General features: G+C 65.6%; 19 protein-coding genes, 3 tRNA genes and 2 pseudogenes. 10 read left to right on the top strand and 14 right to left on the bottom strand.

Annotated features, from left to right (window positions below; genetic code table 11):
- Positions 1–206: 206 nt before the first annotated feature.
- From ABZW74_RS00370 to ABZW74_RS00360, 3 genes and pseudogenes are all read left to right on the top strand, one after another.
- Positions 207–431, top strand: a pseudogene (locus ABZW74_RS00370) (2-dehydropantoate 2-reductase N-terminal domain-containing protein); the annotation flags it as partial.
- A 61-nt stretch (positions 432–492) separates the two neighbouring features.
- The gene (locus tag ABZW74_RS00365) at positions 493–1,230 is read left to right on the top strand and encodes a ketopantoate reductase C-terminal domain-containing protein (RefSeq protein WP_308221045.1); all 738 of its coding nucleotides are present in this window, start codon (positions 493–495) and stop codon (positions 1,228–1,230) included.
- A 101-nt stretch (positions 1,231–1,331) separates the two neighbouring features.
- Positions 1,332–1,793, top strand: coding sequence for a hypothetical protein (locus tag ABZW74_RS00360; protein WP_355272767.1), 462 nt, complete (start codon positions 1,332–1,334; stop codon positions 1,791–1,793).
- Here ABZW74_RS00360 and ABZW74_RS00355 read toward each other — a convergent pair.
- Positions 1,783–2,415 carry a maleylpyruvate isomerase family mycothiol-dependent enzyme gene (locus tag ABZW74_RS00355; protein ID WP_240857936.1) on the bottom strand — a complete coding sequence of 211 codons (633 nt, stop codon included), beginning with the start codon at positions 2,413–2,415 and terminating at the stop codon, positions 1,783–1,785. The two genes, ABZW74_RS00360 and ABZW74_RS00355, sit on opposite strands and share 11 nt — an antisense overlap.
- 4 nt (positions 2,416–2,419) lie before the next feature.
- On the bottom strand, positions 2,420–2,803 hold the full coding sequence (locus ABZW74_RS00350) for a VOC family protein (protein WP_355272763.1): 384 nt from the start codon (positions 2,801–2,803) through the stop codon (positions 2,420–2,422).
- Positions 2,804–2,898: 95 nt separating this feature from the next.
- On the opposite strand from ABZW74_RS00350, the gene ABZW74_RS00345 reads away from it, so the two are divergent.
- The 5 genes and pseudogenes from ABZW74_RS00345 (at position 2,899) to ABZW74_RS00325 (ending at position 7,658) form a co-directional block, all read left to right on the top strand.
- On the top strand, positions 2,899–3,738 hold the full coding sequence (locus ABZW74_RS00345; protein WP_355272760.1) for a DNA-3-methyladenine glycosylase 2 family protein: 840 nt from the start codon (positions 2,899–2,901) through the stop codon (positions 3,736–3,738).
- Between the two features lie 69 nt (positions 3,739–3,807).
- Positions 3,808–4,593, top strand: coding sequence for a hypothetical protein (locus ABZW74_RS00340; protein ID WP_355272757.1), 786 nt, complete (start codon positions 3,808–3,810; stop codon positions 4,591–4,593).
- A 112-nt stretch (positions 4,594–4,705) separates the two neighbouring features.
- Entirely contained in the window at positions 4,706–5,884 is a 1,179-nt protein-coding gene (locus tag ABZW74_RS00335; RefSeq protein ID WP_240857932.1) for a hypothetical protein, read from the top strand.
- Positions 5,885–5,939: 55 nt separating this feature from the next.
- Positions 5,940–6,415: pseudogene (locus ABZW74_RS00330) on the top strand (glutathione peroxidase).
- A gap of 106 nt (positions 6,416–6,521) precedes the next feature.
- Positions 6,522–7,658 carry a phosphatase PAP2 family protein gene (locus ABZW74_RS00325; RefSeq protein WP_355272754.1) on the top strand — a complete coding sequence of 379 codons (1,137 nt, stop codon included), beginning with the start codon at positions 6,522–6,524 and terminating at the stop codon, positions 7,656–7,658.
- Between the two features lie 318 nt (positions 7,659–7,976).
- Here ABZW74_RS00325 and ABZW74_RS00320 read toward each other — a convergent pair whose 3' ends face one another.
- From ABZW74_RS00320 to ABZW74_RS00295, 6 genes are all read right to left on the bottom strand, one after another.
- A complete protein-coding gene (locus tag ABZW74_RS00320; RefSeq protein ID WP_355272751.1) occupies positions 7,977–9,587 on the bottom strand; it encodes an FMN-binding glutamate synthase family protein in 1,611 nt (536 codons plus the stop codon).
- 155 nt (positions 9,588–9,742) lie between these two features.
- Positions 9,743–9,833: transfer RNA gene (locus tag ABZW74_RS00315), tRNA-Ser, on the bottom strand.
- 65 nt (positions 9,834–9,898) lie between these two features.
- Positions 9,899–10,108, bottom strand: coding sequence for a CsbD family protein (locus tag ABZW74_RS00310; protein ID WP_355272748.1), 210 nt, complete (start codon positions 10,106–10,108; stop codon positions 9,899–9,901).
- A 173-nt stretch (positions 10,109–10,281) separates the two neighbouring features.
- Entirely contained in the window at positions 10,282–10,491 is a 210-nt protein-coding gene (locus tag ABZW74_RS00305) for a hypothetical protein (RefSeq protein ID WP_240857929.1), read from the bottom strand.
- 104 nt (positions 10,492–10,595) lie between these two features.
- A complete protein-coding gene (locus ABZW74_RS00300) occupies positions 10,596–11,072 on the bottom strand; it encodes a nucleoside deaminase (protein WP_240857928.1) in 477 nt (158 codons plus the stop codon).
- A 22-nt stretch (positions 11,073–11,094) separates the two neighbouring features.
- Positions 11,095–11,634, bottom strand: coding sequence for a tRNA adenosine deaminase-associated protein (locus tag ABZW74_RS00295; RefSeq protein ID WP_355272745.1), 540 nt, complete (start codon positions 11,632–11,634; stop codon positions 11,095–11,097).
- Between the two features lie 77 nt (positions 11,635–11,711).
- On the opposite strand from ABZW74_RS00295, the gene ABZW74_RS00290 reads away from it, so the two are divergent.
- The gene (locus tag ABZW74_RS00290; RefSeq protein ID WP_355272742.1) at positions 11,712–12,683 is read left to right on the top strand and encodes a prephenate dehydrogenase; all 972 of its coding nucleotides are present in this window, start codon (positions 11,712–11,714) and stop codon (positions 12,681–12,683) included.
- 90 nt (positions 12,684–12,773) lie between these two features.
- On the opposite strand, the gene ABZW74_RS00285 is transcribed toward ABZW74_RS00290, so the two are convergent.
- The 6 genes from ABZW74_RS00285 to ABZW74_RS00260 form a co-directional block, all read right to left on the bottom strand.
- Entirely contained in the window at positions 12,774–13,328 is a 555-nt protein-coding gene (locus ABZW74_RS00285; protein WP_355272849.1) for a putative glycolipid-binding domain-containing protein, read from the bottom strand.
- A 161-nt stretch (positions 13,329–13,489) separates the two neighbouring features.
- Complete coding sequence (locus tag ABZW74_RS00280) at positions 13,490–14,266, bottom strand: hypothetical protein (RefSeq protein WP_355272739.1); 777 nt, start codon at positions 14,264–14,266, stop codon at positions 13,490–13,492.
- A gap of 89 nt (positions 14,267–14,355) precedes the next feature.
- Positions 14,356–16,053 (bottom strand): sodium:proton antiporter, encoded by a 1,698-nt coding sequence (locus tag ABZW74_RS00275; RefSeq protein ID WP_240857924.1) that lies wholly within the window; start codon positions 16,051–16,053, stop codon positions 14,356–14,358.
- A gap of 349 nt (positions 16,054–16,402) precedes the next feature.
- The gene (aqpZ, locus tag ABZW74_RS00270; protein WP_240858003.1) at positions 16,403–17,167 is read right to left on the bottom strand and encodes an aquaporin Z; all 765 of its coding nucleotides are present in this window, start codon (positions 17,165–17,167) and stop codon (positions 16,403–16,405) included.
- A 203-nt stretch (positions 17,168–17,370) separates the two neighbouring features.
- Positions 17,371–17,443: transfer RNA gene (locus ABZW74_RS00265), tRNA-Arg, on the bottom strand.
- 56 nt (positions 17,444–17,499) lie between these two features.
- Positions 17,500–17,588, bottom strand: a tRNA-Ser gene (locus ABZW74_RS00260).
- 131 nt (positions 17,589–17,719) lie between these two features.
- Between ABZW74_RS00260 and hisC the strand changes: the two genes are divergently transcribed.
- Positions 17,720–18,787 (top strand): histidinol-phosphate transaminase, encoded by a 1,068-nt coding sequence (gene hisC, locus ABZW74_RS00255; RefSeq protein ID WP_240857923.1) that lies wholly within the window; start codon positions 17,720–17,722, stop codon positions 18,785–18,787.
- Positions 18,788–18,933: the final 146 nt, after the last annotated feature.

Genomic DNA, 18,933 nt, shown 5'->3' with positions numbered 1-18,933 from the left:
AAGAATCGTTGTGCTGGTGTTGTGCCTGGTTGCGGACACATTCGTCGCCCCGGGTTTCGATATGCGCCGGGCTCGCAAGCTCGCGCGACGCTACTCAACCAGCAGAGGAGAGGTCCACCAGCAGAGGGGGGGCTCGGAGTCGACCAGCGCGGGTCGCTCGACCAGCGAGTGGGTGCCTCGGAGCCGGCCATCGCTAGCCTGGACTCATGCATGTTGTCATCTACGGGGCCGGCGCAATCGGCGGTGTGATCGGTGCGCATCTGTTCTCGTCGGGCACCCCGACCACCCTCATCGCTCGCGGTCGGCATCTGGAAGCCATCCGCACGAACGGTCTTGTGCTCGATACCGCGCAGGGTCGCGAGGCGTTACAGATCGACACCGCGGCAACCGCTTCCGAGATCGACTGGACGGACGAGTCCGTCGTGTTCTTGTGCGTGAAGTCCCAGCAGACCGCGGCCGCTCTCGAAGATCTGCGTTTCCACGCACCCCCCCATGACGCCCATCGTGTCCGCTCAGAACGGTGTGGCCAACGAGCCCGCCATCTTGCGCCTGTTCCCCAACGTCTATTCGTTGTGCGTGGTACTGCCCGCACTGCACCTCGATCCCGGAGTGGTGATCCAGCTATCCGACGGAACTCCCGGACTACTCGACATCGGAAGGTACCCAACTGGATTCGATGACACAGCCGAGACCATCGCCGCCCGCTTGCGCGCGGCGTCGTTTCCGTCCAAGGTCCGCGGCAACATCACCGCGTGGAAGTACCGAAAACTCATCACCAATCTGGTCAACGGTGTCGACGCCACCTACCGGAACGACGGCCCCGCGCACCACGAGCTCGTTCGCCGCGCCCGCTCCGAAGGGGAGGCCGTCCTCGATGCCGCCGACATCGAGGTGATCACCGAGGAGTCCGACATCGCACGGCGGGCCGACTTCATCAAGCGCCGCGACACCGGCGACAACAGCTACGGAAGCTCGACGTGGCAGAGCGTCGAGCGGGGCGCCGGCAGCGTCGAGGTCGACTATCTCGCCGGCGAGATCGTGTTGCTCGGGCGCCTGAACGGCGTGCCGACACCGGTCAACGAACTGGTGCAGGCCGAAACCGTCCGACTGGTGCGCGACGGGTTGCCGGCAGCAAGTCTCGACGCCCAGGAGGCTCTCGCGCGAGTCGGTGTAACACCACCGACGCAGAGTGACCCGCGTCTCACAATCGCTGACGGTCAACGATTTTGACGACTTCTTAAGGCTCGATCCCCTTGGCGTGGGACCCGCGCAGGCGTAGACCGTCAAAGGTGACGTTGTTTGATGTCCTGCCCTCCCTGAAAGGGGTAACCGTGGCCCGTTCCTTTGATCCCACCTCGTGGCGTCTACCCATCCACACCCAAGCCGACGACATTCTCGTCGGTGAGCGTTCGTTGCGGGAGGAGTCCCGTCAACGCAAGGTCGCGTTCTACCTCGACGTCGACGGTAAACCGACCTGTCAGAGCTTATGTCCGGCGTCGATGCTGTTCCCGGCGCTCGTCACCCGTGTCACTGCCGCACATCACACCGCGGGCCGGGCGACACTACACATCGACACGGCGCTCCCGCTGACCGCCGTGATCGCCGATCTCGCCATCGTCGGTCATCCCCTTTGCGGAGCAAGCATGTCCGACGTGACCATTGTGGACACCGCCGGACATCGGCGTACCGTGCACGCCGAACTCCCGGCGAATGTCGCCGCCACCAGTACCGTCGTGCTGGCTCTCGGCTGGGTCGAGGCGCACTTGCCGACACAGCCAGCTGTCAGCGTTTGAGGATCGAAACACCCTCTCCACCAATTTCTTCCGCTCCTACACGACGCCCCGTCAGCACCAGCATGAGCGACTCCGCAGCCCCCTCGATGACCGGACCTCGCCCGGCCGTCCAATCGATATCGGTTGCCCGCCAACACACCTGGTCACCGACTGTCGAGAAGATCCCGCGCGCTTTGGGACTGGTGAGGAAGTCGAGTACCGCACGCTGACGTTCTGCGTCGACGCCGGTCGGCATTCCGAGTGGTCGTCGGATGTCGAGACCGTGCACGACGATGTCGGTCAACGGGGCCGACGGTCCGTATCCGGGTGGCGTGAAGCGCTTATCTGCCTTGTCCCGCAGCAATTTTGGCAGTCGGTCCCGGTACCGTTCGCCGACCTTTGCGGTCATTGCTAGATTGGCGCGGTCAAAGTTGCCGCGCGCCTTGATCATCGCCAGCCCGAAAGCCGGAATCGACACTGTCAGTGGGACCACCAGATGCGCGACGACGTCCCGGCAGGTCCATGCGGCGCACAGAGACGGTGTGTCCCACTGCTCGGTGGTCAAGCCCGCGACATCGTCGGCCAGTTTCCGGCGTTCATCGGCGATCGCGGCGAACGCAGCGTCGTCATCCATCGCGGGCATGCCCTCAGCCGAAGGTGTGATGAACGGCTTCGACGTTGTTTCCGTCCGGATCACGTAGGAAGACAGCGTAATAGCCTGGATGGTACTCAGGCCAGATACGCGGCGCGTGCAGAACTTCGACGTCGGATGCGACGGCGGCCCGATACACCTCGTCGACTGCGGCACGGCTCGGCGCGGTGAGCGCCAGATGCACCGGGCGGTTACCGCTCTCGACCAACGGGCCGAACCACAGCTTCGGAAAACCATCGCGCCCGCCGAGCGCCAGGACCGCGCCATCGGGACCGTCGATGCGCATCGCCTCGTGGACGCCGAGCGCACCGAACACGTGCGTGAAGAATGCGAGCGACGCCTCAGGGTCGGCGCATTGCAGGGCCAGATGGTCGATCATTCCCCGACCGTACGTGACCTGGCGCGCCGACACGGCACGAATGTCACCCCCGAGTCCTAACTTGGTGGCAACCCGTCGACAGCATGGACACCAACATGAGCTCTCTCACAACAAGCCGCGAAGTCCTCGGCCCATGGTCGCTGCCTGTGAGCAGGCGGTTCTGGGAAGGTTTCACACCCGCAGCCCTCGCCGCACAACAGGACGACGACGCACTGACCACCACGTTCCGTGTCGACGCGGATTGGTCGGCTGCGCACGCGAGCGTCACCCAGGACGGTGGCGTCGCCGAGATCTCCGTCGGAGGTGATGGCGACCTCGACGCCGCGACCGAACAAGTCGCACGGTTCCTGTCGCTCGACGTCGACGCACGCGGTTGGCCGGAGGTGGGCGTCCGCGATCCGGTGATCGGCCGTGCGCAGCAAGCGCTCCCGGGGTTCCGGCCGTGCGGCTTCCACTCAGCGTACGAGGCGGCGGCATGGGCGGTGTTGTCTCAACGGCTGCGGATCCCCGAGGCGGCCCGGCTGAGAAAGCAGATCACCGACCGTTACGGCGACGACGGCGCCTTTCCCACACCCACCCGACTGGCTGCGCTCGACCTGGACCTGCCCGGGCGCAAGACCGAGTATCTGCATGCCGTTGCCGCCGCGGCGCTCGACGGGCGCCTGGACACCGCCACCCTGCGCGCCATGCCGGCAGACTCAGCGATCGAGTCCGTGCGTACGATCACCGGGATCGGGCCCTTCGCGTCGGGGCTGATCGTCCTGCGGGGCGCCAACGCACCCGATGCGGTTCCCGAGCGGGAGAAGCGGCTCGAAGCGCAGGTCGTGAAGCTGTACGGACCGGGTAGCACCGTCGCAGAGGTCTCGCGGGCGTGGCGACCGTTCCGGACGTGGGCGTCGGTACATCTCCGCGCGCTCGCCGAAAGCGACCACTGACTTCAGCTTCTCTTCAGTTCACAGATCGCACACTTGGCCACACTCCGAACCGACTCTCGGGAGGCTGGCATGACGATGCGCCGGAAGACCACCTTGGTGGTGGCCGCATTCGCGACTCTGGCGGTGCTCGCGCCTCAGCCGGCCGGGGCGGCTCAGACACTCGACGCACCGGTTCCACCACCCGGCGCCATCGCGTCGGCCGTTGTCGGCAACCAACTCAAGTACTGCGCACTCATCTGCCCGCATATCATCGACTTCGTCGTCGACGTTCCGACTGCGATCGTCGGCGCTCCCCGAGTATTCATCGACGCGCAACAGCGCACCGGGTCCCGTGATCGTGCGACCGGTATCGCACTCACCTCGGTGACCTCGCCGGCGCGATCCGCGATGTCCGGGATCATCGGCAATGATCTGAATCTTGTTCTGCCACGGGCACAGAACGCCCTCGAGGTGGCCATCGTCGAGATGCTGCATGTACTCGACGTCGCGAGATCCGGGGCGGGGTCTGTCAGGGTGCAGCGCGCGTTCAACGCCGGCCGCGCCCAGATCGTCGATGCCCTCAATGCGCCGATCGTCGAGAACCCGCCACCCCTGGCACGGCCACGAACGCAGCAGCAGGCGGCCGTCGTCGACGCGATCGACGTCGGGTCTGCGGTGTTGTTCCGAGCACCCGAGATCGTGCTGGCGGGCGCCACCGAAGCGGCCGACATCGCCGCGAGTCACCTTGCCAGAACGGGTGATATGAGCGGTGCGCGCATCGTTGGCACCGATCACCTTGCCGCTGTTGTCGCCGACGCGGCTCGTGCGATCGACACCGCCACCCGAACGCACGCGGTGCCGACGATGCGACGCTGACCGCCATCCACATCCGCGTCTGCCTGTGGACAACTCGACTCGGCGGCCCGTATCCGTCATCGCCCACGTTTACTGTCCGGTCAAGGACCACAACCACCGGCAGGGGGCCACCATGAGTGAAGACGGATTCGACACACCTGTCGAGAAGGCATGGCAGCAGTACCGCGGACGACTCGCCGATCGCATCGGGGACCTGCTACCGGGCCAGACGTTCACGATCGGCAACGACGAAAACCTTTGCACAGCAACGTACGACATTCGCGTCACACGAACGGCAGCCAAGCGAATCCGGGTCACGGTCGACGTCATGTCGGTGTTCTCCGAAGACAACCACGTACTCACCCACAACATGACCGCACTGCGGCGCATCGGTTGGCGGCTCCTCAACGACGACTCCTTTCTCGTGGAACGGTACGACGATCGGGTCGACGAGGTGGCGACGCTGGTGGTCACCACCTTGCGCGAGGTCTACCGCGTCATCGACCCGTCGTTCCTCGCCGACCCCGACGGATCGTCGACCCCCGTTCTGGAACCGGTCGTCGAAGTCGGTGTACGCGTGCGGGATTCCGAACACCTCCGCACACTGGTGATCGGCGTGATCGAGAACGCAACCGATGAGCCCATCAACTTCGACGACAATGACAACGACATCCCGATCGCGACCGAACCGGTACCGACGTGGCTGCACATCGATCCGGAGGTTCCTCGCCTCATCCTGTCGGCTCCCCTGACACACCGAATCTCCGACCCGACGCATGCCACCAAGGTCGTCGCCGAACAGCGACACCTGAATCCCTACATCACTCTCGTCCCTCGCGGACGCCACATCTACGCCCAGCTCGTCCTGGAAGCGACGGTCTTCCATCCCGCCAATCTCATTTCGGCACTGGGCAATTGGCGCGAGTTCCTCAGCGAACAGGTCCCGCTCCTGATCGAGCTCCTCGAGTCCGGCAACGACGACGCGGACGACGCCGAAGGAGACCCTGACGAGACTCCTGCGCAGCTACGAGTCCTCATCCAGCTCGATCCCGACGCAACGACACTGAGTCCGATCGAGGTCGCCCGCCTGTGCAACGGCAACGCAGACCTCTTGGTCGATCTGGTCGAGTTCTGCCAATACCAATGTCTCAGTTGGCGTCGGCATGCGACCAGATCACCCGACGCCGAGGAGGCGGCCTTCGCGCAGACCGAACTCGAACGATGGTCGGGCACAACCGAGCAGCTGCGCGGGGCGCTGCGTGTGGTGGCACTACCCGACATCGGGCTCGACGACGCAGCGGCAGCGTCCTGACGCGGAAGTCTCGTGCAGAATGATGGGTCGCCAATCCTCACCGAAAGTTGGTCACGTGAGCACTGCCTACGACTTCACCGCCGACGACATCGACGGCAAACCCGTCCCACTCTCGACCTTCACGGGCCTGCCGCTGCTGGTGGTGAACACCGCGTCGAAGTGCGGTTCACCCCGCAGTACGAGGGACTCGAAAAGCTGAGCCGCGAGTACTCCGACCAGGGTCTGCGCGTGTTGGGTTTCCCGTGCGATCAGTTCGGGCACCAGGAGCCCGGCGACGCCGACGAGATCAAGAACTTCTGCTCACTCACCTATGACGTGACTTTCCCGATGTTCGCGAAGATCGACGTGAACGGTCCGCACGCCCACCCGCTCTACGAGTGGCTTCGCACGCAGAAGAAGGGACTTCTGGGCGGGCGGATCAAGTGGAACTTCACGAAGTTCCTCGTCGACCGCGATGGCAACGTGGTCGATCGCTTCGCACCGACCACCACACCGGACAAACTCTCCGGTGCGATCGAGAAGGTGCTGTAGAGAACGCGTCCGGCCGGTGAACATCTGACGTCCTGACGGTGCTCACACCCGAAGGTCGTCGTCGGGGCTTGTGCGCGGCGGTGTCGGGACGGAAGGATCACCAACCATGATCGCCACGCGCATCCGGTCCGTCGTCGTCTCCATCGTCGCGGTGATCGCGCTGGCGGTACCCGCCGTCGGCTCAGCGGTCGCAGCTCCGGTCGCGGCGCCGAGCCGATTCAGCACTGCGCAGCTCGTCGGACCGTACCCGTCCGACATTCCTCCGGGCGGCACCTACATCCCCGTCCTGGACGGCTTCTCGTACCTGCGGGCGCACCGACCCGACATCATCGCGCAGAACCTGCGAATCGTGCAGCGCACCAACAACTCCGCGACCGCCGCGCAACAGGCCGACGCCATCGCGATCAACTACGACGACCGGCTCGAGTCGTTGTCGGTGGCGTTGGGAGCCAAGCTCGGTGCCACGTTCCGCAAGCTCATTGCGGGCGGCCAACTGCCCAAGGTCGCGGCGCTCGTGAAGGGTGACACCGCGCGCGTGGGAGTGCCTCTCGGAACGACGCTGTTGGAGAAGGAGTACTTCGACAACCCACGCCCGTTTGTGGTGGCGCCGTCGAGCATCCGCCGCTACGACCGTCCCGGCGGGCACCTGTACGCGGAGTTGCGCAACAACGGCTCCTACCCGTCGGGCCACACGAGCATGGGCTACTGGAAGGGTGCATTGCTGGCCTACTGGCTGCCCGAGCTGGGTCCGCAGATCATCGCTCGCGCCGGTGAGATCGGACGCAGCCGCATGGTGCTCGGAGTTCACTACCCGCTCGATGTGATGGGTGGGCGGATCATGGCCACCGACATCGTCGCCGCCAGGCTGACCGACCCTGGTTTCGCATCACTGATCAGGCAGGCCGGCACCCAACTTCGCGGTGCACTGGAACGCGCCGTCGGTATGCCGTTGTCGAGATTCATCGCGACCGACCGGCCCTACCTGAGCACCAACGCAGCCGTCACCGAACACCGAGGGATGATGACGTTCGGATTCGGACGGATCGCGCCCGGTCAGCGCAACGCCATCCCGGCGTCCGCGGCGGCACTGCTGCGGACGCGGTTCCCCGGGTTGTCAGATGCCCAACGCTTGGCAATCCTGACGCGCACCGCGATCGGCTCGGGCTATCCGCTCGACCAGGCCGGCGCCGACGGCGGCTGGCTCCGCATCGATCTCGCCGCTGCGTACGCAGCCACGCCCTGATGTTGCCCGAAGCCCGGCGCCCCGAGGCGTTTGAGGCAATGACGCGTCGCTTTCCGACTCGAAGGGTACTGCCTCAGGCCTCCTGACCTGCGCGAATCACCTGCTGGTTGAGTAGCGACGCGCGAGCCTGCGAGCGCGCGCGTATCGAAACCTCGTGAGTCGAGATTGTCGGTGACCACGACGTGCGGACTTAGAAATCTCACCCGATTTCGTTACGACTCGCCCTGAGGGGCTCGCCTACTCAATCAGCAGACAAATCTTCCCGCTCCACGATCGCCGACGTCAGCGGGTGGGTCGCAGGTCCGAGGAGCGCGGGCGTCAGGATCTGATCAGTGCGCTCGGCGTGAACGAGTCCGGGTTGGCACGCATCCAGTCGTCGAGCCAGGTCGGCGGCGTCTCCACCAGCAATTGGCGGGGACTCAGCCACTCGTAGATCTCGGCGTACGTCCGCTGTTCGGTCGGCGACACCCGCTTGCGCAGCAGGTGCGGCGACAGCTGGGACAGGTCGCTGACGCCCATCGACGCCATCAGCCGCATCGCCTGGGCGACGGTGGCCTTCTGGTACCGGTAGGCCCGTTCGCTCTTGTCCTCGACGTCCAAGGCGCGCGCCCGCCGCGCGTCCTGAGTGGCGACGCCGACCGGGCAGTGGTTGGTGTGACATCGCTGCGACTGGATACAGCCGACCGCCATCATCATGGCGCGAGCGGCATTGGTGTAGTCGGCACCTTGGATCAGACGTTTGACGATGTCGTTCCCGGAGGCCACCTTTCCGCTGGCGCCCAAGCGGATTCGGTCTCGCAGGCCGGTCCCCACCAGGGCGTTGTGCATGGTCATCAGTCCGTCGGTCAGGGGCAATCCGACGTGATCCCCGTACTCCGGCGGCGCTGCGGCCGTGCCGCCCTCGGCACCGTCGACGACAATGAAGTCCGGGGTGATGCCCTCGGCCAGCATCGCTTTGCAGATGGCCAGCACATCCACCCGCGAACCCAGGCACAACTTGAACCCAATCGGCTTGCCGTTGGCGAGTTCTCGAAGTTGTGCAATGAAGAAGACCAGTTCTCGCGGCGTCGAGAATGCCGAATGCGCCGGCGGACTCACGCACTTCTCGCCGACCGGTATCCCGCGATAGCGAGCGATCTCCTCGGTCACCTTGGCCGCGGGCAGCACCCCGCCGATGCCGGGCTTTGCACCCTGGCTCAGTTTCACCAGGATGCCTTTCACCTGTTCGGTGGCCGCCTTGTCGGCAAACTGGCGCGGATCGAAGCGCCCGTCTGCGGCGCGGGTCCCGAAGTAGCCGGATCCGATCTCCCAGATCACATCTGCGCCGCCGAGATGATAGGGGGTGAGTCCACCTTCACCCGTCTCATGCGCAAAGCCACCCTTGTGCGCACCATTGTTCAAAGCGCGCAACGCATTTCCGGAAAGCGCACCGAAGCTCATGGATGAGACGTTGAGCAGTGCCATGTCGTAGGGCTGTGTGCAGTCGGGCCCGCCGACGCGCACCCGGAACGGCGCGTCGGGTGGGATCAGCGGCGCCGCGGAGTGGACCAGGTATTCGTAGCCGTCGGCGTCGATGTCGCGTTCGGTGCCGAACGCCACGTCCGACGTAGTCCCTTTGGCACGTTCGTAGATCAGCGACCTGACGTCGCGATCATAGGGCCGTCCGTCGAAGTTGCGTTCGATGAAGTATTGCTGAAGCTCCGGTCGGACGGCTTCGAGCAGAAATCGCATCCGCCCGACGATCGGATAATTGCGCAGCAGCGAGTGCCGCCGCTGCGTCAGATCGTGAGCACCCAGTGCCGCCAGTGGCACGAGAACGACGGCCGCGAAGATCCACTGCCATGCTCCGAGCACGGTCGCAACCACCGACACGACAGCGAGAACCGCGAGTACTACCACCCCTGCGATCCGGAACACCGAGCTGAGCATTCCGTGCCTCCTACTTCACCGAACCGAACCCACCGACCGGCGGTACAGCGTCCACCACATCATCGCGGATCGGCCCTCGTCGCGAGCGATTGTTGGCCACGACATCGCACCGAAGAACAAAGCACCCTCCCACCAGATAAGTGGGAGGGTGCCTGTGGCGGTGGCGGAGGGATTTGAACCCTCGGTACGGGGTTACCGCACACAGCATTTCGAGTGCTGCACCTTCGGCCGCTCGGACACGCCACCGCGGAAGACTGTACCGCAGCTCGCGTCCAGCCTTAAATTGGCTGGTCAGAGCGGCCTGATTGCCTTCAGTTGCCGGTCAGCTTGTCCTTGACGTCGTCGACCTTGCCCTTGACGGCGTCGGCAGCGTCGGCGATCTTCTGCTTGCCCTGCGCCACACCCTGATCGGCTTTGCCCTCGTTCTTGAGGTCCTCGTCGCCCGTCAGGCTGCCGGCGGCTTCCTTGCCACGGCCCTTCAGTTCCTCGGCCTTGTTCTTCGCATCGTCAGAGATTGCCATCTGATCCTCCTCGAGTGAGGTCCGGTGTGGCCCGCTGCCACCCCGGAATCGAACATCGGGCCTGCTCACGCGCCGCTGCTGGACGCGAAAGGCCACGAGGGAGTCACTCCCCCGATACCCACCGTGCCACAGCACGGCAGAGCTGCCCAGAATCGCAGGTCAGCGCGCCGGGATCAGCGCCCGCTGAACTTGTCGGCGACCTCGCCGGCCTTCTGGCGGGTGACCGTGATCACCTCTTGTACGCGGTCGTTGTCGACAAACGCCTCGACCTTCTCGCGCGCGACGCCGAGGGCATCTTGGATCTTGCCGCTCTCGACGAATTCGTCGATCTTGGCCACTGCGGTGTCGACGACATCTTTGATCTTGTCGGCAGACTCACTCATCTTGTACTCCTCGTCGGGGGTTCTGGACTCAAGATTGCCAGCCGGTGCGCGGTGTCCGCATCGGGAGCGGTCACGGAGATTTCCCTGAGTCCACCCCGAGGCGGCTAATCGGCCGGTGGCGCATCCCGGCGGTCGGTGAAGAATCCGACCATCAGCGCGCGGCACTGCTCCTCGAGGACACCTCCGCGCACCTGCGGACGATGACTCAGACGCGGGTCGCGGACCACATCCCAGAGGGATCCGACCGCCCCGGTCTTGGGCTCCCACGCCCCGAACACGAGCAGATCGACCCGCGCCAGGGTGATGGCCCCGGCACACATCGTGCAAGGTTCGACGGTCACGGCGATCGTGCAGCCCGGAAGGCGCCACCCGTCCCCGAACGCCGCGGCGGCGGCTCGCAGGGCGAGGATCTCGGCGTGCGCGGTCGGGTCGGCGTCGGCTTCGCGGCGGTTGGCTGCACGAGCGAGTTCGATCCCGTTCGGATCGAATACCACCGCTCCGATCGGAACGTCATCGGGCCCGGCGTCGGCCGCCGCGTCGAGCGCACACACCATCATGGACTCCCAGATCGGCGGGCTCACCTGCTCACCCATCTCCGGGCCGTCAGTGGCCGAGGGAGTCGAGAACCTTGGAGAGCTCGTCGGCAAACCCGAGTCGCGCGGCGATCATGCCGATCTGCTCGTCTGCGTACAGGTCGGTGTCCCCGACGATCACACTCATCACCGCGTCGGGCAGACCCAGGTCGGCGAGCAGCCCGAGGTCGCCCTCCTCCCACGGGTCGATGTCGTCGAGGTCATCCGGGTCGAGGTCGGGGACGTCGACGTCCAGCGCGTCGAGCGCATCGGCGGCGACGTCGTAGTCGAGCGCTGCGGTGGCGTCGGAGATCAACAACCGCGCACCGCCAGGCGCCGGGCGGACGACGATGAAGAACTCGTCGTCGACGTCGAGCAGGCCGAACACCGCACCCGCTGCGCGCAACTCACGAAGTTGACGTTCGGCGTCCGAGAGATCCCCCAACGCGGCGGGCTTCATCGCGGTGACCTTCCACGCACCGTCCTCGCGAACCACGGCTATGGCAAAACCGTCGATGTCATCGTCGTTCTGCGTGTTCGAGCCCGTCTTCTGCGCGCCGGCACCAGCCATGCAGGTCACGGTAGCCGTAAACGGCGAACCGCCCAAGTCCTCGGCAGACGCCGATCGCGATATGGGAATCTGTCCAGGTGAGTGATCCCAATACTGCCGGGCCCGAACCGCTCCCACCCGTCTGCGTGCTGGGCCTCGGGCTGATCGGAGGATCGCTGCTTCGCGTCCTGCACGACGCGGGGCACCAGGCCTTCGGCTACAACCGTTCGACGCAGACGGTTGACGACGCCGTCCGCGACGGTTACCAGGCTTCGTCGGATCTGGCTGCGACGCTGCGTCGCGCCGCCGAGTCGGACGCCATGATCGTGCTCGCAACCCCGGTCACCACGATCGAACCGTTGGTGTCGGCGATCGCCGACCTCGCACCCGACGCCCTGCTCACCGACGTGATCAGCGTCAAGCAGGAGGTCGCAGAGATCGTGGCGCGACTGCATCCGAACGCGCGTTACGTGGGTGGACATCCGATGGCGGGAACGAGCCGGTCGGGGTGGTCGGCGACCGACCCGAGCCTCTTCGTCGACGCGATGTGGATGGTCACGACCGACGACGCCACACCGGCACGGGACTGGCTCGCAGTCGCGACCATGGCGCTCGCGACCGGCGCCCGGGTGGTTCCTGCGGCGGCCGACGCACACGATCGTGCGGTCGCCGCGATCTCGCATCTGCCTCATCTGACGGCGGCCGCCACCGCGGCGGTGGGCGCAGGCGAAAGCGGCTTGGCACTACGTCTGGCCGCTGGGAGCTTTCGTGACGGCACGCGCGTGGCCGGGAGCGCACCCGCATTGCAGCGAGCAATGGTGGAGGCCAATCGAATTGCCGTTCTCAACGTGTTGAGCGAAACGATCGACCGCCTGATCGCGGCTCGCGACGACCTCCGGGACAAGGGCACCGTGGAGGTACTCATCGACGATGGGCACCGCGCGCGCATCGCCTACGAGGAGATGGCGAACGGCGCGGTGGAGGCCATCACCGGCGCCGAGGTCGGTGACGACGGCTGGCAGCACGAATTCCGACGCCAGGCCCATGCGGGTCGGGTTTGGGTGGGTTGACATTGTCGTCTCACCAGGGCTTCGAGGCTCTCGGCTAGCGCCTCGAGCACCTCAGCCAGCGGAGGGCAACTCTTCGGTGGGCGGGTCGGCTCAGACGCGGGTGGCCAGGCCGGGGTAGTCGATCACGAACCCGTTCTCGTCGACCGAGAGCGTGGAGTTCGCGACCGGTGAGACCACGCCGATACCGTCGGCCTTCGGCGTGTAGCTGAGGGTGGCCGGCTCCACGGTGCCCTGCGGGAGGTACACGTACACGACGGGAACCTCGACTGCGGCACCGCTGCCGGCGGAAAGGCCGAGGCGTCGGATGGGCAGCGCGTTGAACATCGGCGAAAGGGCCAGGTCCACGTCTTGCGCGCCCCCGAAGTCGCTGCGAATCGATTCGCCGCTCGGTGAGTGCACCAGCCAGTGATCCTCTTCGTCACGGTTGATGGCGAACTGGGTTTCCCCACTCACTTGGACGAGGTGGATGGACAGTCGCTTGGTCACACCGGAATCGTTGGTGACCAGCTCGTACGACGCGGAGAACGCCTCGTGGGTGTCGGTGGCGGCGGCGATGATCCGGCCGTAGGCCTTGATCCGTGTGCCGTTGACATGAAGGCGAACCTGCTCGAGGCGGTCGGTTCCTTCGCCCCGCCACGTCAGCATCGTCCGGTACTCACCGGTGGGTGTCGCGGTCTGGGGGGCTGCTTGCGGAGAACTCACCCTCCTACGGTAGCGACCAGGAACCGATTCCACACAACTGATGTGCAGGTGATTTCGACAAGCTCAATCCAAGTGAGCAGCACAATTGTGCCCCGGACCACTCGTCAGGCGATGCAGGAGGCGCTGCGTTTGGTCGACGACGGGCTGACCTCGTCGCTGACGATGGTCTCGCCGTCGACGGTGATGGTGCAGGTGGCACTGCTGCCGCTGCCGACGACCACGATCAGCCGCAGTGGGTTGTAGCCACCGGTGAAGGCGATTCTCCAGGTGGCCGGTGGGGAGAATTCGGTCCGCAAGCCGAGGGAATCGACGTAGAGGATGGTGCCGGTGCCCTCGATCGTCACCTGGTAGACGACTTCGTGGCCGCTGGGGTCGATGCCCGACGGTGAGCGGGGTCGGGTCGGGACTCCGGACGGGCGCGGCGTCGAACGCGGGTTGAGTGTCGGTACACGGGTGGGGTATTCGGCGGTGAAGGTCGGCTGATCGGCGGCCGTCGTGTCGGAATCGGGGTCGTCGCGGAAGAAGGCCATTGCGACGAGCAATACCACGACCACCGCGGCGAGCAGGGCGACGACGGTGAACGCCGTGCTCCGAACCGACGGGACGCTGGATGCGGATCTCGACGACGCCGGCGTCGCAGCGGTCGAGGTCGAGGTGGGTGACGCCGACGCCTCGTCGGGCGTCGAGGTGATCGCTTCCTGACCCCGTCGAGTTCCCCGACGCGGCGGCGCAGCGCCGGGCCAGAACCGCGGCGTGCCGTCCGGTGTGTAGCCCAGAGGGGGATAGAACTGCTTCAGGTCACCGCGGTAGTCGTCGCTCGCACTCCGACCCTGGTCGTCGGACGACTCCGAAGACCTCGTCGGGTCGTGCGGTTGTCCCATTCGTCCGAGTCCTCCAGGTCCGAGCGTCATCGATGCCTATGTCTTCGACAGTACGGCGTCATGCGCTGGACCGGTCACGCGGTGATCGGTCAGAATCGGCTCTCCAGGCGCGACGACAGGCCGGCTTCCTGCAGGTCGAGCCGCTCGAGCATCGCCCGCACGGCTTCGTCCTCGACCGCGCCGGCGTCGCGGTTCTCCACCAGCGAGTCGCGCTGGGCCAAGAGCACGTCGCGGTACAGCGCGGCGAACGCGTCCGTGCGGGCCGTGTGCGCGTCGGGGTCGGGCATTTCTTCGACGTCCCGCGATTGCCGCGCCACCGTCTCCTTGATGTAGTCGACGGTCGCGTTGTCGAGGCCCGCAGGCGGGTTCTTCACGAAGTCGTCGATCACCACCTGGGCCGCGATCTGCACGATGCGTTCGGCCCGTTCGGTCTGTTCGTGGTCGTAGCGTTCCTCGTCTTCGTTGTGCAGGTGAAGGCGTCCGATGAGCCACGGCAGGGTCGGGCCCTGGATCAGAATGGTGCCCACCGCCACCACGAACGCGATCGCCTGGATGGCCGAGCGTTCGGGGAATGGTTCACCCGATTCCAGAGTGACCGGGATACCGGAGGCGGCCGCGAGGGTGACCACACCGCGCATACCCGTCCACGCCACGACCGTGGCCTCCTGCCAGGTCAACGGCCGGTTGTCGATGCGCTCGCGCAGTCGCGCCCACCGGGTCTTGGTGGTCCGGGTGCTGCGGGCGGCCGCGGGTCGTCGGGGGTTGGCATGCACTTGCACGCCGCCCATGCCTTCCCCGAGCCGACGACTCACCACCCCGCGCCCGAACATCGCGAACACGCAGATCGGTCGGATCACCAGGACCACCGCGAGAACCAGCAACGACGCGACGCCGATCTGCACGAGGGACTCGCGGGCCTCGCGCAGGTCCTCGATGATGAAACGCAGCTGTAGGCCGATGTAGGCGAAGACGAAGGCCTCGAGCAGCACATCCACCGAGTTCCAGACATAGCGTTCCTGCAGTCGTGTCTGGTAGCCGGCGTGCACCGAACCCGAGCCGACGACGAAACCGGCGATGACGACCGCCAACACACCCGATGCGTGCAGGTGCTCGGCCGCGAGGAATGCCGCGAACGGCACCACGAAACCCTGCACGGTTTCGAGAGCCGGGTTGCGTAGATGGCGACGAATCCACAGGGTGACCAGGCCTAGCACGACCCCGACGACGGGGCCCAACAGTGCGTTGTACCCGAACAGCAGAAGTGGGTTGTCGATGAAGGCGTGGGTGTTGGCGATCTGCGAGATGGCGATCGCGAACAGCGAGAGCGCCGCTGCGTCGTTGACGAGACTCTCGCCCGTCAGGATCGCCATCAGGCGTTTGGGAAGCCCGAGCTTGCGGCCGATGGCGACCGCGGTCACGGCGTCGGGCGGCGCCACGATCGCGCCGAGGAGCAGCGCGAGCAAGAAGGTGAACTCGGGGACCAGCAACGCGGCGACCGCGCCGACCGCGAACGCGGTGATGACCACCATCGCGACACCGAGACCGAGAATCGGCTTGATGTTGCGCAGGAAGTTGGGAAAGGAGAACCCGAGCGCCGCCGAGTACAGCAGCGGTGGCAGGACGACGGTGAGCAAGATGTCCGAATCCAGCTCGACCTGCGGGAGACCCGGGATGAACGACACGCCCAGCGCGATCAGCACGATGATCAGCGCCGGCTGCATGCCCCTCCGGTCGGCGGCGGCGGTCACGATGATCGCCCCGACCAGGACGAGGATGAGCAACTCCATGACCGGAGATTCTGTCAGCCGGTGTCCGATTCTGCCGGGCACGCGGCGGGACCCTGAGATGATGCGACACCCGCGGGACCCCATGCGCCCGCGGGTGTCAGGCCTATACGGCCGAGCTGTCACGCGCCGTGTGGCGTGGTGATGGTCATCGACTCCGTTGTCGCAGACCATCGGGCCGTGCTGCCGCCCCCACCCCACGCGGGGGGCGGCAACCCCCTGACCAGGGCCACCATCGTTCACGAGCGCGAACTGAAGACACCTTCACACAAAAACGACTCATTGGGCAAGACCCAGTGGGTCATCTGTCCAAAGTGGCACCCGGGTCCGCTTTGACGTGCAGGTGCTCCGTTCAGGCAAGTTCGGACTGGGTGTCCTCGCTGCCCTCTTTCGCGAACAGAGTCACGTAGATCAATCCGCCGATCGCCCCGCCGACGAGCGGCGCCACCCAGAAGAGCCATAGTTGGGCGGGCGCACCGTTGCCGTTGAAGAACGCGACTCCGGTCGAGCGGGCCGGATTCACGGACGTATTGCTGATCGGGATCGAGATGAGGTGAATCAGGGTCAGCGTCAAGCCGATTGCAAGTGGAGCGAATCCGGCCGGCGCCTTTGCGTCGGTGACGCCGAGGATGACGATGAGGAAGAACGCCGTCAGGAGGATCTCCGCGATCAGCACGGAGACCAGACCGTATCCGTCGGGCGAATGGTCGCCGTAGCCGTTGGCGGCCATCGACCCCTTCCGCTCGAAGCCTTCCTTGCCGCTGGCGATGATCCAGAGCATCAAGCCGGCCGACAGACCGCCCGCAACCTGTGCGATCCAGTAGCCTGGCACATCCTTCCATGGAAGGCGGCCACTGACCGCAGCACCAAGGCTGATCGCCGGATTGAAGTGACCGCCCGAGATGTGGCCGACCGCGTAGGCCATGGTCACCACCGTGAGCCCGAACGCGAGCGCGACACCCAGGTATCCGATGCCGACTTGGAAAGTGGTTGCGCCATTGTCGGATTGGGCAACCTGTTTCGCAGCGAAGATGGCCGAACCACACCCACCGAAGACGAGCCAGAACGTGCCGAAGAGTTCGGCAGCGAGTTTTGCCACAGGAGCTGGGATCACGATGGAGACCTTTCGCTAGGGAATGCGTGGTCGAGCAGCCTGGAACCCCCGTGCTCCAGTAGAACAGCGATTCGCCGCATTCGCGAGAGGTCAGTGAAGAAAATTCACAACGGTCTTGATCGCGAGACCGTTGACGGAGCGGCGCACGACGACGTCGAGAAAGCAGAAACCCCGTGGAACACAGCGCGTTCCACGGGGCTTCTCCGTGCGCCCGTAGGGATTCGAACCCCAAACCTTCTGATCCGTAGTCAGATGCTCTATCCGTTGAGCTACGGGCGCGTGGTCTTCAGTTATCGCTGTTCAGTTGTCCATCGCGGGTGGCGCCTGCGATGCGGCGGAGGCGAGAGGATTTGAACCTCCGGTCCCATTTTAGTGAGACAACTCATTAGCAGTGAGTCCCATTCGGCCGCTCTGGCACGCCTCCCAGCGGAGTCCTTTCGAACTTGCCGAAGCGAAAGGTTACACACTCGGCGCACCGGGAAGCAAACCAGTAGAGCGAGGACTCCGATACCCACCGCTTTGTGGGTCGTTCTCGTCGACCCCTACCCTGGACGGGTGACGCTGCGCATCCGCCCTGACCTCGACGACCTCCCCGTCTACGTGCCGGGCAAGACGTTTCCGGGCGCGGTGAAGCTGGCCAGCAACGAGGTAACCCAGGGCCCGCTCCCCAGCGTGCTCGACGCCATCGGCGCCGCGGCCGCGTCGGTCAATCGCTACCCCGACAACGGGATGGTCGAGCTCACCGCGACACTGGCGAAGCAGCTCGGTGTGACCGAGGACGAGATCCAGGTGGGCTGCGGCTCGGTGATCCTCTGCCAGAACCTGATTCTCATCACCAGCGGGCCGGGCGACGAGGTGATCTTCGGCTGGCGCTCGTTCGAGACGTACCCGCTTGCGACGCGGGTGGCCGGTGCGACGCCGGTGCAAGTACCGCTCACCGGAGACCGCGTCTACGACCTGAAGGCCATGGCCGACGCCATCACCGACCGCACACGGCTGATCTTCGTCTGCAATCCGAACAATCCGACCGGCACCGTCGTCGAAGCCGACGACTTGCGCACCTTCCTGCAGACCGTGCCGTCGGACATCATCGTCGCCCTCGACGAGGCGTACTTCGAGTACATGCGGCTACCGGAATCGCAACACTACGACGCCCTCGACCTGCGTCGGGAGTTCCCGAATCTTGTTGTGCTGCGCACCTTTTCGAAGGCATACGGGCTGGCCGGGCTCCGCGTCGGATATGCCGTCGGGACGCCCGAGGTGATCACCGCCCTCGGCAAGGTGCACGTGCCCTTCTCGGTGAACAGCGTGGCCCAACAGGCAGCGCTCGCCAGTCTCGCGGCGGCCGACGAGTTGTTGGCGCGCACCGACAGCGTCGTCGCCGAACGCGAACGAGTGACCGCGCGTCTGCGCGAAGCGGGCTATCGCGTACCCGACTCGCAGGCCAACTTCGTCTGGCTCGACCTCGGCGATGCAGCCATCGACTTCGCGACCGCATGCGTCGAGGCAGGAGTGGTGGTCCGCCCGTTCGCCGGTGACGGCGTTCGAGTGACGGTCACCAACCCGGAGGAGGACGACGTGTTCCTCGCGTTCGCCGAATCCTGGGACGGGCGGCGGGGCTGAGATCAGCCCCCTCACGCTGCGTGTGTTCCACCGCTGGCTAGACGCGAGCCTGCGAGCCCGTGGTGCGATGACAATGCCATCTCGCTGCGCCCTTCGAGGCTCGTCGCTTGCGCTCCTCGCACCTCAGGGAGCGGTGGTGGGGTCCG

The organism is Gordonia sp. NPDC003585, from assembly GCF_040610755.1.
GTDB lineage: Bacteria > Actinomycetota > Actinomycetes > Mycobacteriales > Mycobacteriaceae > Gordonia.
Note: the sequence above shows the minus strand (reverse complement) of the source record. Positions and strands in the feature narration are given on the sequence as shown.